The following is a 13186-nucleotide window of genomic DNA, read 5'->3' on the forward strand; positions in this document are numbered from 1 at the left end:
CGAACGGTCGATTGCGCAGGTCGAGTCGCACGAGCCCGAGCCAGGGCTTGACGCGTTCGCGCAGGTCGAGGTCGTCGCCGACGGCCTGGGTGAGGGCGCTGACGATGCCCGGGTCGACCGCAGCGTCGATAGCCTTGGCGATGGCGGCCTCGGAGGAGGGTTTCGCGGAGGGTTGATCAGTCTCGATCCAAGCGCGGATAGCCTTGGCGAGCTTCCTGCGGTCGCTGTTCGTGCTGCCCAGTTCCTCCAGCTTCACCAGCGGGATCTCGGGCTCTTCTCCGCGGGTGCCGAGGATACCGAGCACCACTTCCGGGGTGACGGTCGCGGTGTAGCCGAGCAGACCCTCGTACATGTAGCCGATCTGCTCGACGTCGATGTCGCGGAACGAGATGCGCCTGGCCTCACCTTTGATCTCGGCGATCTGCACGGCTCGGAGGACGTGCAGCATCACCCGGTCGGAAACCGTCACGCCCAGCGTGCCGAGGTCGCTCGTCGCGGTCAGGAACGGGAAACGGGCCGGGTCGAACAGCGAGCCTCCGTACGCGGGCATGCGCAGGTTCTCGAAGGTCGCACCGCGGTAGAGGGCGTTGCTGGTGGCCAGCAGCCGGTGCCAGGTGAGGGAGGTGGCGTCGAGGGCTTCCTCGCTCTCTGCCGACTCGCGGGCGATGAGCTGGTCGAGTTCGCCGGCGATGCCGTAGCCCTGATCGAACAGCTCACCCTGGGGCAACAGCCCGCGCTCTTCGGCGAAGAGCAGGAAGACCACGCGCATCATCACGGTGACGGCGGCCTCGTAGCTGTTGTGAGGGCGAGCCGGGAGCGGGTCCGGTAGATTGCGCCGCTTCGCGTCGGCCGCGGACTCGGAGAAGGACTGGATGAGCAGCTCGACCGCGCGGCGCACCTGCGCACCCAGCGCCTCGGTGATCTCCTCAGCGGCGGCGACGGACTCCTCGAAGAGCACCGGAAGCCGCTCAGCGGGGTCACCGCCGATGAGGTGCTGGCGTCCGATCAGGGCCAGGAACGCATCGCGGGTGCGGGGTTCCTCGATCCACGTGAGTGCGTCGACAACGCCGGAGGCTGCCATCGTGTTCTCGCGTGCGCAGACGAGCCCCCACCAGCGGCCGTCGGTGACGATGCCGATCGGCACACTACTCTCGCGCAGCATCGCCTCGACGCGGTCGACGGGGTTGGCCGCCCACAGGTCGCCCGGCACTTCGCGGAGGGAGTCGACCGGGTCGATGACGTGCACGATCGCGCCGCCCCCATCCTCTCCGTCGAGCGAAGCCTGCGCGCGGACGGTTACCGCATGGTTTGGCGACTGCGCAGCGATACCGGGAACCTCGCCCCAGGTGAGCGACTCGGCCCAGCCTGCGACGTCGCGCAGCACGGTTTCGACCCACTTGTCGCGGGCCGAGCGGTAGGCGTCCAGCGCGGTGTCGGACCCGGCGCTGCGGTCGTAGCGCTCCCAAGCGGACTCGAAGTCTTTGCGGGCGTCCGAAAGAGCGGCCTTGCGAGCCTCGGCGAGCTGCGGCATCCCTTCAGGCCAGACGCGCTTCAGCGCTGGGATGGCCAGGAACGGGCCTTCGGTGTCGACAAGTTCGAGCCAGGCGCGGTGCAGGTCCGCGGCGCTCTTGGCGGGACGGTTGCGTACGGGTCGGCGTGCCATCAGTCGCGCCACCCGTCTGCGTCGTTGCCGGTGAGCGCAAAGACCACGGCGGCGGCGGTCGTGTGGGGTTTCACGTCGGCGTACCTGTCCTTGATCGCGGTGATCTCGCGTGCCTCTTCGTCGTCGAGCTCATCGAGGCGGCGTTGCATCGCCTCACGGTCGCGTCGCCACTGGCGCGCCTGGTCGACGTCGGTGAACAACTGCCCCTGTGATTCGGCCTCCTCAGCGCGCAACCGCGCGAGGGAGTCGCCGAGGTTCGCCCGGAACGCAGCGAAGATGTCCCGTGCGCGTTGCACGTCGGCGGCCTCGCGGCGCTGGAGCTGCTCGGTCACCTGAGCCTGCTTACGTTCCGCACGCGCCCGCATTGACTCCTCCAGGCGCAGGCGGAGCGGCGCATCGGGTACATTCCACACGTCGCAGAGCTGATCGCGCACGCGATCGTCAGCGAGCGCCAGGTCTTCCTGGTCGAGGGCGGTATCAAGTGCGGCCTCCGCTCGTTCCTCGGCCATCGCGCGCCGGCCGTGGAGACGGACACCGGCGAGGAACACTTCTTCGTGGAGTCGGACGCCGCCGCGTCCGACGAGCACCATGCGCGTGACTGCCGCGACGAAGGACTCCTCGAGGTCGTCGACGACGACCGCGGTGACACGGCGCAGCGTGGAGTCGATGCTCCACAGCGAGCGCCGTAACAGGCGCTGCGCTTTCTGTACGATCGGGTGCCCGAGGTGCACGTACACCAGGTCCGCTCGACCCTCGGCGACGTCCGGGTCGAAGGTGATCGGTCGAAGCACACCCGGGTCGAGCCGGGTGTCGAGGCCGCGCAGCGTGTCACGCCACCCGGCGGTGAGGCTCGGCACAGTGAAGATCTCAGCGTCGGTGTCTTGCGCAAAGTCGTAGTTCGGGACGAGCGGCGACTGGTGGTTGATCCGCAGCGCGGTATCGACGACGCGGCGCAGGTTCGCCGGGTCGAGGTGCATCTCCGCCCGGGACGCGTCGTAGCCCTGCTCGAGCTGCGTCAGGCGGGCGTTGAGTTCCATGCCGCCGGCCAGTGCCTGGTTGATTACCTCGTTGGTGTCCACGCCATTCGACTTCGCTTTCGTCGAGGCGCGCTTGCCGAAGTGACCTTGGATCTCCGCGCCGACGACCTGGTTGGCCGAGCCGAGATCGTACTCCACCTGGGCGATCTTGCGGGCGATGATCTCCATGAACCGGAGGTCCGAGCCGTAGGTCGAAGATTCCCGCTCGGGGACGAAGTGGTAGACCTCAGGCTGCTGGGTCTGGCCGTAGCGATCGATACGTCCGATGCGCTGCTCCAGGCGCGACGGGTTGAACGGGATGTCGAAGTTCACCAGCCGGTGGCAGTAGGTCTGGAGGTCGATGCCCTCGCCCGCGGCGTCCGTGGCGAGTAGCACCCGGACCGGTTCCTTGGACGGGTCGGCGGTGAACTGGGAGCGGATGTACTCGCGCTCGTCAGGCGGCGTCGAGCCCTGGATGACCGCCAGGCGGTCGTCGTTGTACCCCTTTTGGCGCAGCACGCGGGTCAGCCACTCGACGGTGTGGGCGTATTCGGTGAACACCACGACGCGCTCGTTTGACCAGAGCTTGCCGTCAGGGCGGCAGACGGCATCGAGGAACCGGATCAGCTGATCGAGGCGAGAGTCGGCGCGGCTCTCATAGCCCAAGCCCCAGTTCGCCAGGGTCTCTAGCTGGCCTGGTTCAGCCGCGCTGAGCGGATCGGACTCCTTGGACTCTCGAAGTTTCTCCGACTCGTCCTGCTCCCAGAGGCCTTCTTCCTCGTCGGACTGCCCCTCGCCGAAGATGTCGTCGTACTCGTCCTCGGACAGCCCGCGACCCGCCTTCGAGGCGAGGTAGTTGCTGAGCGTCATTCCGAACGCGAATGGACTGGAAAGGAAGCGCTTCTTCAGCAGCATCGTCACGACGTCGCCGGTCGGCTTCGTGCCGTTGAGCTTCGCGCTCTTCGTGACGATCTCATCGAGCAGGGTGAACATCTTCTGCTCATCGTCGAAGGGATCGAACGGGATCGTGCTGACCTTGCGTTTCTTGAAGGCCTTGCCGGTCAGGTCGGTCTTCAGTCGGCGGACCGTTACGTCCTTGAGCGCGGTCGAGTCGAGATTCGCACCACGGGCGAAGCGGCGTGGGTCGATCATCTCCATCAGCGCGGTGAACGACTCCGGATGTCCGTTGTGCGGCGTCGCGCTCAGGAACAGCCGGTGCTCGCACTTCTCAGCGAGCTGGCGCACGGCGACCGTGCGCTGGGTGTCGACGGCATACCCTCGCCCACCGGCGATCGCCGACGGGCTCGACGGTGCGACGTGGTGTGCTTCATCGACCACCAGGACGTCGAAGGCGTACCGGCTGCCGGTCTTGGGATTGCTCGCTTGCGCGTACACGTCGCGCAGCAATCGCTGCGCACGCACCTGGGGCAGCCACGCCATGCTCACGATCACCCTCGGGAAGATCTGGAACGGGTTGGCCTGAAGCCCATGCGTGCGGCGGACCTCGGCCATCAGCTCGGAGTTCACGATGGTGAACTCCAGGCCGAATTTCTCCCGCATCTCGTCCTGCCACTTCAGTGACAGACTCGGCGGGCACACAATCACCGCCGTGCGGGCGCGGTGACGCAGGAACAACTCCTGGATGACCAAGCCCGCTTCGATCGTCTTGCCGAGGCCCACGTCGTCGGCGAGCAGCAGGTTCGCGCGCGGCGCCCCGAGCGCGCGGCGGAGCGGTTCGAGCTGATACGCCTCGACATTCACGCCCGACCAGAACGGGGCCTGGTAGCGGTTCGGATCGGCGCTTGTCACGGCTCCCCACCGCATCGCGTCGATGAAGCCCGCAAGGGTCTCGGGCTGGTCGAAGCCGTCCGCGTGGATCACGTCGGGGAGACCCTGAGCGGGCGTCACCGTGTGCCCGACTTCGAGTTCCCACACAACGCTGAGTTGCGCGCCGAGGCTGCCCTCATCGAGCGACTGAAGATCGACGACATGGCTGAGCTGCGCGACCGCCTCGTCAGCGGGGCTGCGCGGCAACCCCTGCGCCTGCACGTTCGACACCGCCCAAGTGGAGCCACGAACTTCCACGACCTGACCCGGTTCGGGCAGCACCGATACCCCTCGATTCCCACTCGTCGTCATTCCAGCCACACGTCACATTCTGGCGTAGACATATGACATTCCGACGAGGAAGCGCCGCCTGCGCCCCCTGACCATACCGTTTCCGGTTGCTCTACAGACGTCGCCCAACGTCGCGGCTCGGCCCTCGCTGCCGCCGCTGGTCGTCGTCACGGAGTCGAGCTGCACGGGCTTCTGCTGCCTTCCGCGTCTCTTCCCTGGCCGAGCGCGGTGCCTCGGCCTGGACAGCACGCTCGTGGACGAGCTTTACCGCTTCATCTGGTAGAAGCGCATCGAGCTGGGCGAGGTAGCGGCGATCATGCGCCGCCCGCTCGCGCAGGGCCTTCACCCGCGCGGAAACCGCGCTCGGACGTCGGCTCCCGAGAACGCGCTCGTACAGCGCCATGCGCTCCCGCGACTGCCTCGCGACGATCTCGCTGATGATCTGGCGCGCCTGCGTGGCTTCCGCGCGTGCTTCGACGGCGGCGGGCACATGGCCGGCTTCGTGCTGGGCGACTGACTCGGACCACGCGGGCAGATTGCTCTCGCTGCCGGGCACACTCTGCCACCGGCCGCGCGCGGCCCGTTCGATCTCCTCGCGGCGGGCGTCTGCGTCGTTCGCTGTGCGGGTGGTGGAGCGCTTGCGGAACCGAGACGCGCCCTCCTTGACCCGGCGTGCCGCGATGGCGTTCTGCTGCGCAGCCAGGAACGTGGCGCCATCCGCGACTGCCTCCTGTGTCAGCGATTCCACAACGTCCGCGAGCACGGCAGCAGCCTTCGCGTCGGCGGCTTCCGCCAGCTCACGCTGCGGCTCATACTCGGCTTTGTGTCGCTGGGACTGGTCGTGCAATCTGGCAGCTGCCAACACCCACTGCTCTCGCTCTGCGTCCGCCTTCGCGATCCGCTCGACAATACGGTCGCGCTCCGCACTCACGATGGACATGGGCCCGTCCGCAACGAGGTCCGCGACGGCCTCACGCGCGCGTTCGGTGGCGTCTTCCAGTCCGCGGTCTGCGCGGTCCCGGGCGAGCGCATCGACGAACTGCTGCTTCGCGTCTGCGAGATCGCTGGCGACGACGTGCAGCCTGTTCATATCGCGCCCGCGGGTCATGCCGACATAGACGCCTGCTGCATCAAGCGCTTCGGAGAGCAACGTGTGTGCGACGTTCACGGTCGAGCCCTGGACGCCGTACGCGGTAACCGCGTAGCCGAGGTTTTGCAAACGCACTCACCTGTGAACGTGCGCGTGCGCGCAGTTTCAGTTTACTCCCAACTGTGAACGGTGACCTTGCCGACTGTGCGGCCGTTCTCGACCAACTCGTGGGCCTCGCGGAGTGTGGTCGGTGAGATCGGCGCGAGTGTCGTGGTGGCCGTGGTGTGGATGCGGCCCTGATCTACAAGGTCAGCGACGGCTTTCAAGAGCCGGTGCTGCCCGATCATGTCCGGGGTCTGCTGGAGCGGGCGGGTGAACATCAGTTCCCAGTGCCAGGCGATGCTCTTGCCCTTGAGTGGGAACACGTCGCGCGGGCCGTCGTCAATGGCGACGATATGCCCGAACGGTCGAACGATCCGCGCATAGGTTTCGATCTGCCCCTCCGAGTGGGCGGTGAACAGCCAGTCCACACCATCCGGCGCGACGGCGAGTACCTGCCCGGCCAGGTCGTTGCGGTGGTTCACGACATGCTCCGCACCCAGGTCGCGCACCCAGGCGGAGCGTTCATCGTCGGAAGCGGTGGCGATCACGGTGACGTTCGGCAGCAGCGCGTCGGCCAATTCCAGCATGATCGAGCCGACTCCGCCGGTCGCGCCGATCACCAACAGTGTGCCGGTCGAGCTCTCGGTGAGCGCGAGCCGGTCGAACAGCGTTTCCCAGGCGGTGATCGCGGTCAGCGGGAGCGCAGCGGCGTCAGCAAATGAGAGAGCCGTCGGCTTGCGCCCGGTGATCCGCTCGTCCACAGCGTGGAGGCGCTGGTTGGTGCCGGGCCGGTCGATGCTCCCGGCGTAGTACACGTCATCACCCGGGGCGAACAGCGTCACCTCGGAGCCGACTTCTCGCACCGTACCGGCGGCATCGAAGCCGAGTACCTTGAACCCGCCTGCGGGAGCGCCTGCCCGTAGTTTCACATCGACTGGGTTCACCGATACCGCCTCGACCTCGACCAACAGGTCATGCGGCCCAAGTTCAGGCACGTCGACTTCGCGGGCGGTCAGGGCCTCGGGGTCGGTGGTGGGCAGGTTCTTCTCGTATCCGATAGCAGTCGTAGTTGTCATGGCCTCTATGGTTCCGCAACCGCCCTGGTTACCGTCAAGGTCATCTAGTATCTATCGGATACCATGAGCGTATGAGTCAGACCGTAGACGAGTGCGACCGGAACGACGTGTACGCGGCGATGTGCCCGTGCCGCGACATGCTCGACCTACTCGCGAACAAGTGGAGCGCCCTGGCTATCGGTGCGCTCGAAGACGGGCCGCAGCGCAACGGGCAACTCAAACGGCGCTTGGAGGGCATCAGCCCCAAGGTGCTCTCGCAGACCCTCAAACGTCTCGAAGACCACGGGCTGCTCACCCGTACCGTGTACCCGGAGGTTCCTGCCCGCGTCGAGTACGAACTCACCGACCTCGGGCACAGCGCCGCCGCACCGTTGAAGCAACTGCGCGACTGGGTTGAACACAGTTTCGGAGCCACCGCATAACGTCGTCAAGCTTTCCACGCACCAAGAATCGCAGTCGTAAGGTACAAACCACGCGGGTCGTGACTCAGAGCGCACTCTAACCTGTGCTCTGTCGGCATACCACGCGACGATCACCGGCTTACGGTGGCGCAGATGAGTGCGGCAAGCCGAGGTGCCGCAAGCGCACTCACCTGAGCTGAGAGTACGGGCGTGTGTGCGCTTCGAGTTTATCGCACGCCGCTCAGCGTTCAGCAGTGGCCTGATCCCATGTGTGACGGGCGGTTTCGATGTCTGCGCGGTTGGTCGCTGCCCAGTCGACGAGTTGCTTGAGAATGTCGGTCAGCGAGTGCCCCACTGCCGTGAGCGAGTACTCGACCTGCGGCGGCGAGGTGTCCAGCACGGTGCGGTCGATCAAACCGTCGCGTTGCAGACGGCGCAGGGTCACGGTGAGCATGCGCTGCGAAATGCCATCGACCGAACGCAGCAACTGACCGAAACGACGTGGGCCATGGAGTCGGAGCTGGATGGTGACGAGTACTGACCAGGTGTCACCGATGCGGTCGAGGACGTCGCGGATACCGCAGACAGGCCGGTTCGGTTCGCAGTCGTGGTCGATGGTCGGGGAGCTGGTGGTTATTCCGGTGTGCGTATCGGTCATGGAAGTGCCTTCTTGCCGGGTCGGGGCATGGAAATTACTGTGAATGCTGATAGTTACGAATAATAACCACAAGGAGTTGGGTGCAGATGGTAGTTGGTAGATCGGTGGGCATTGTCGGCACCGGGCCGATCGGTCAAGGACTCGCGACGTTGTGGGCGGATGCCGGGTACGACGTCACGCTCGGCGCTCGCTCCGCAGCATCCGCGGCACACGTGACTGTCCCGGGGTCTGTCACGGTTGGGACGTTCGAGGACGCGGCGCGACACGACACTGTCGTGCTCGCAGTGCGCCACGACGCCGCTGCCGACGTTGCGACACACCTGGCACCACTCCTGGAGGGCACCCTCGTGCTGGACACCATGAACGCCGTGACGATCCGAGAGGGCCGTGCCGCGTCAGCGTTGCACGGCGGGGTGACGGAAGGGCAATGGCTCGAGGGTCTGCTGCCTGGGTCCGTGGTCGTGCGCGCGTTCTCGCACATTCAAGACGAACTGCTGGTTTCTCGTGCACACAAGAACCCCGGCGTGTGGGCAGTCGGGTACGCCACAGACGCACGTGATGAGTGCCCGCGTATCGAACAGTTGATAGCAGACACCGGCTATTCGCCGGTGTCTGCTGGCACACTCGCCCAATCCTCGGTCCTCGATCCCGGTGGTGCGGCGTTCCCACGCCTGTTGACGGACACCGAGCTGCGTGGTCTGGTCACGGCGCATCGTCTGCCCGAAATGCTCGCCCGGTTCAATACCAGAACCATCGGTGAGGTGCTCCATGAACAGGTTCAGTGGGTGTTTCCCTACGGGCCGACGATCGGAGTCGCCGAGACATTTCGAGGACGACAGGCCGTCAGCGAGCACCTTGCTCGGGTTCAGGTGTCTGGGGTGCGGATCGCGAACATCCGAACCGAATTGGAGACGACCCGCGGTGCGGTGGTTCACGCCACAGGATTGTTTCCCACTCCGAGCGGCGTGGTATCCAGCCCCATCGTCAGCACTGTCACCGTCCAAGACGGCCTCATCAGTGACGTGCAGGAGTACTGGGACACCGCCACAATCCGTTGACTGACGCCGGGAATGCTGCAATCAAGACAGCACTCAGGCGAGCAAAGTCGACCTCCAAGTGCCCAGAAGCGACTCGAACACGGCGCGCGCGATGAGCGTGGCAGGGGTCGTGTTACATGCCTAGCCCTGGCCCGTCGCGGCGGGGGCCGTCGCGGTGTGGGTCGCGTTCGGTCGGCTCGCTGAGTTGCCGTTCGCGTTCGGCGAGTGCCTGCTGTCGTTGTTCTTGCTCGGTGCGGGTAGTTTCGATCCGTGCGGCGGCGTCGTGGATCGGTAGAGCACGGAGGTAGTCGGCCTCCGCTCGTAGCGCGGTGGCGTGCTGGCGCGCCTGTCCTGCTTGCTGTGCTGGGTTCGGCAGTCGCATCCCGACCCGGTGACGCATCAAGGCCTGCGGCCCGTACTCGCTGACCAGCAGCGCCTGGCGTTCCTGCTCGTGCCGCTGCCGCATCTCGCTACGGTCGCTTCTCGCGGCCTCGACGTGCTGGGCGGCGTCGATCACGCGCGGGTCGGCCTCGGCATGCCGCTCGGCTTGCCGTGCCGCCCACTCGGGCAGGGTGTCGGCGGTGCGGGGTGGTTCGCCCCACGTGTCGCGCACCCGTGCCTGAACCGTCCGGGTGTGCTCGCTCGCGTCGCGGTGCTCGGCGCGGGCTTTACGCCTGCTGAACCTGCCAACAGTGGCGAGTCGGCTGCTGGCAGCGGCTTCTTGCTCGATAGCGGCGAGGTAGGTGGTGCCGTCTGCCTCGGCCTGCACCGTCAGCGGCTCGGTGACCTCGGCGCGGATACGCGTTGCCTCGTCTTCGGCGCGGTGGAGTGCGTCGGCGTGCTCGTCGTCTTCGGTCTTGTGTTCGGCGCGTTGGGCGTCGAACCTCGCGGCGGTCTGCTCCCACCGCTCCGCGAGTTGTTCTGCTCGTTCGGCCTCAGCCGTGAGGCGGGCGAGTTCGTCGGTGACGAGCTGTACCGGGCCATCGCTGACGAGACCTTGCACGGCGTCGATGGCTTGGGCGGTGGCCTGGTCGAGGCCACGGTCTGCCGGGTCGCGTTCCATCGCCTCAACGAACTGCGCCTTGGCGTCGGCCAGGTTCTCCGCGACGACGTGCAGACGGTTGGTGTCGCGGCCTCGGGTCATGCCGACGTAGACGCATGCCGCACTCGTCGCCTCGGACAGCATCGTGTGCGAGGCATCGACGGTCGCACCCTGCACCCCGTATGCAGTCGCGGCATACGACAGGTGCGCCCACTCGCTCACGTACTCGGCAGGCAAGGCGACGGTGCGCAGGTGCTTGCCTCCGATGCCGACCTCGCGGGCATACACCGTGCCGTCGTCGGTGACATGCTGCACGATCCATTGCTGTCGGTTCGCCACGCCGAGGTCGCTGCTGTTCTTCCTCGTCTGGATCAGGTCGCCAGCGCCGATGCTCAGCCCGTCACTGCCGACCGCCGTCGTGGTGTCGTCGACCTCGCCGCGCTCGACTCGCCCGGCGCGGATGCGCTCGTTCAGCTCGGCGGCCTCGTCGTTCGTTGCGACCGTGATCGCCTCGCCGTCGTGGGTGTGTTCGGTGATGTGCTCGCGGGCCACATCTTCGTCAGCGTGCAGAGTGACAAGCCCCATCGCGGCGAGCCGGTCAAACACCTCGCCAGGGTGCTCCCGGTCACGCATGACCAACGTCAATGCCGCATACTCGGCATCGGTGAACCTGTGGAGTTCGGTCATGTCGTAGGTACGGCCCCTGATCTGCGCGGCCATATCAAGCACCCCGCCACGACCCACGGCGGGCAACTGTGCCCGGTCGCCTACCAGCGCCACCGACGCGCCCGCCTCGGCGGTGACGGTCAGGAGAGCGTGGGCGGTGTCTTGGTCGAGCATCCCGGCCTCGTCAACGATCACCCGCTCACCCCGCGACAGCACGGCATCGCGCGGCGGGCCGGTGTAGACGTTCCCGGTCGCAGGGTCGAGGTCGCCGGGGTTCAGGCGTGTCCATACGCCGTCGTCGTTCCACCGCCACCCATGCGCATACACGAGTGCAGCGACCGAGGTTGCAGGCACGCCGAGTTCTTCGTGCGCGACCTGCGCCGCCCGCAACGTCGGTGCAACCACCCGTGCGCTCCTGCCGTGCTCGGCCGCGACCTCGATAGCGACGCCGAGCATGGTGGTCTTGCCCGCACCCGCCGCACCCTCCACGATCACCAGCGGATCGGCCGAGGCCACGGCAGCGGCGGCCACGGTCTGCCCGGTATCGAGTCCGGCTGCTCGCGCCGCCTCGGTCACGTCGGGGTGCTGCGGCTCCCGCTCCGGTACAGCGGCGGTGAGCTGGTCGCGCAGCGCGGTCTCGGCGGCAAGGACTTCCAGGCTGGTGAGATGCGCGATGTGCTCGGGTTGCACCATGCCCGGCGGCAGCACCGAGAAACAATCGCCGGTTGCCAGTCCGGTGGCGAGGTCGATGAACTCCCGCAACCCTGCCGGGGTCGCTTGCACACCCGCCTCGGTGGTGATCCTTGTGACGTGCTCTCGCACGGTGTGCGGTGTCCACGTCGATGCAGCCGCCGCGCAGCGATCCAGCGCACGACTCGCGACCTGCTGCACGCTCAACTCATCCAGCGACGCCGGCGCAACGGTGTCGCGGTGCTGCAACTGGTCGGGGTCGTAGCCGGCGTCGCGGAGTTCCTGCTGCCACCACTGCTCGTCTTTGAGGTCGGCGGGCTTCTTGCCGGGCCGCTGGAACGCCCACGCCGCGTCCTGCATCCGAGCGGTCAACGCCGGGCCGGGTGTCTCGTCGGGATGCGCTTGCTGCCATTCGGCCTCCATGCGTTCCAGGTTGCGTCTGATCTGCGCTGACCGCTTCGACATCACGGCATTGAACGGCTCCGACTCCACCACCTCACCGCTCACGGGATCGAGTGTCAGGCCGTGCCGGTGCAGCGTCTCGGCCAACTCGGGGTGTGCGGCGATCACGGCGGTTCCCATCGCTCGGATCGCGCCCTGCTGCTGGAACAGTGCTGCGGTAGTCAGCGCCCGCCACTTTCCGCCCGCCCACACTCTCGTGCCGATCTGGAAGTGGATATGCCGGTGCGGATCACCCGCACGGCTCGTCTTGTGCGTGATCGCGACGGTCTGCATGTGCTCGACCGGGAGAACTTCCTGCGCTCCGCGCGGCCCGGCGAGGGTGACCGAGTGCAGGCCGAGGAACCGTTGAATCTCCCGTGCCGCGTCCTGCTGCGCCGCGTCCAACGCCTCGGAGACTTCGGGGTGGAGTGCGGCGGCGACCGACAGGCTCTTGGGGGCGTTGATGACCATCTCCGCGAACAACGGCGACCCCCGACGCACCGCGCCCGCCTTGCGCGGGATGCCCATCGACTCCCCAGTCTCCGGGTTCACCCAATCGACCCACGCCTCGTACTCGTCAGCGGTCAGGGAGCGGGCGGCGGTGACCTCCCCGGTCGCGTCGATCACGGCGTACTCGGCCACGGCCTGGTCTGCGCCGAGGTAATACTCGTCAGCGCGGGAGCGGTCGGCCTCGACATAGGCGCGCGCGGCAGCACCGCTGCCGTGGAACAGCTTCACTCCGCCCTTCACGCTGGCCTCCCTCACGAGTCGTCTCGTGAGAGAGGTGCGCACTACGGCCCGCCGTAAAATACGTGCCTCACTGTCATCCGTAGTCGTACGACGGGCGTAGTGGGGAGTATCGAGCCTTCAGACGACGCAAGGCTGTGAGCAGCGAGTTAGCCTTCACGGCGGCTCTGTTCGTTGGCCTCAGGTCGTGATGTCTTGCTGGTCGGCGAAATCGGGTGTACTCGTCCGCGAGGATGACTTATCGTCCGTGCGCGATTCGGCGAGGCGTCGCACGTGAGTGCGGCATGGCGAGCCGCCCTGGGCTGTCAGCGGGTGTCTCGCCAGCGTTCGACGATGCCCGGGAGTTCGGCGCGGAGGAAGGCGAAGAAGTCGGCAGTTTCGATCAGCCGGGCGGCGGCGTGCGGGTCTGCGGCGGCGTGGGCTCCATCGGTGAGGATGC

The 13186-nt window shown here is 66.8% G+C and carries 7 protein-coding genes and 1 pseudogene; 2 read left to right on the plus strand and 6 right to left on the minus strand.

Annotated elements, in window-relative coordinates:
* The 4 genes and pseudogenes from QM641_RS11895 to QM641_RS11910 all read right to left on the minus strand — a co-directional run.
* Positions 1–1663: pseudogene (locus QM641_RS11895) on the minus strand (SAM-dependent DNA methyltransferase); the annotation flags it as partial.
* Entirely contained in the window at positions 1663–4818 is a 3156-nt protein-coding gene (gene drmD, locus QM641_RS11900; RefSeq protein ID WP_415116751.1) for a DISARM system SNF2-like helicase DrmD, read from the minus strand. The gene drmD and the pseudogene QM641_RS11895, both read right to left, overlap by 1 nt.
* Before the next feature lie 91 nt (positions 4819–4909).
* Positions 4910–5965: a hypothetical protein gene (locus tag QM641_RS11905; protein ID WP_415116741.1), complete on the minus strand. Its 1056-nt coding sequence runs from the start codon at positions 5963–5965 to the stop codon at positions 4910–4912.
* Positions 5966–6057: 92 nt separating this feature from the next.
* Positions 6058–7065: a zinc-binding alcohol dehydrogenase family protein gene (locus tag QM641_RS11910; RefSeq protein ID WP_415116743.1), complete on the minus strand. Its 1008-nt coding sequence runs from the start codon at positions 7063–7065 to the stop codon at positions 6058–6060.
* Between the two features lie 71 nt (positions 7066–7136).
* Here QM641_RS11910 and QM641_RS11915 point away from each other — a divergent pair, with 71 nt between their 5' ends.
* Positions 7137–7487 carry a winged helix-turn-helix transcriptional regulator gene (locus QM641_RS11915; RefSeq protein WP_415116745.1) on the plus strand — a complete coding sequence of 117 codons (351 nt, stop codon included), beginning with the start codon at positions 7137–7139 and terminating at the stop codon, positions 7485–7487.
* 220 nt (positions 7488–7707) lie between these two features.
* Here QM641_RS11915 and QM641_RS11920 read toward each other — a convergent pair whose 3' ends face one another.
* Entirely contained in the window at positions 7708–8124 is a 417-nt protein-coding gene (locus QM641_RS11920) for a winged helix-turn-helix transcriptional regulator (RefSeq protein ID WP_415116747.1), read from the minus strand.
* Positions 8125–8210: 86 nt separating this feature from the next.
* Between QM641_RS11920 and QM641_RS11925 the strand changes: the two genes are divergently transcribed.
* Positions 8211–9182, plus strand: a complete 972-nt coding sequence (locus tag QM641_RS11925) for an NAD(P)-binding domain-containing protein (protein WP_415116753.1) — start codon at positions 8211–8213, stop codon at positions 9180–9182.
* A gap of 112 nt (positions 9183–9294) precedes the next feature.
* On the opposite strand, the gene mobF is transcribed toward QM641_RS11925, so the two are convergent.
* A complete protein-coding gene (mobF, locus tag QM641_RS11930) occupies positions 9295–12738 on the minus strand; it encodes a MobF family relaxase (protein ID WP_415116749.1) in 3444 nt (1147 codons plus the stop codon).
* Positions 12739–13186 lie beyond the last annotated feature (448 nt).

The organism is Microbacterium sp. (assembly GCF_047605725.1).
Classification (GTDB): Bacteria; Actinomycetota; Actinomycetes; order Actinomycetales; family Microbacteriaceae; genus Microbacterium.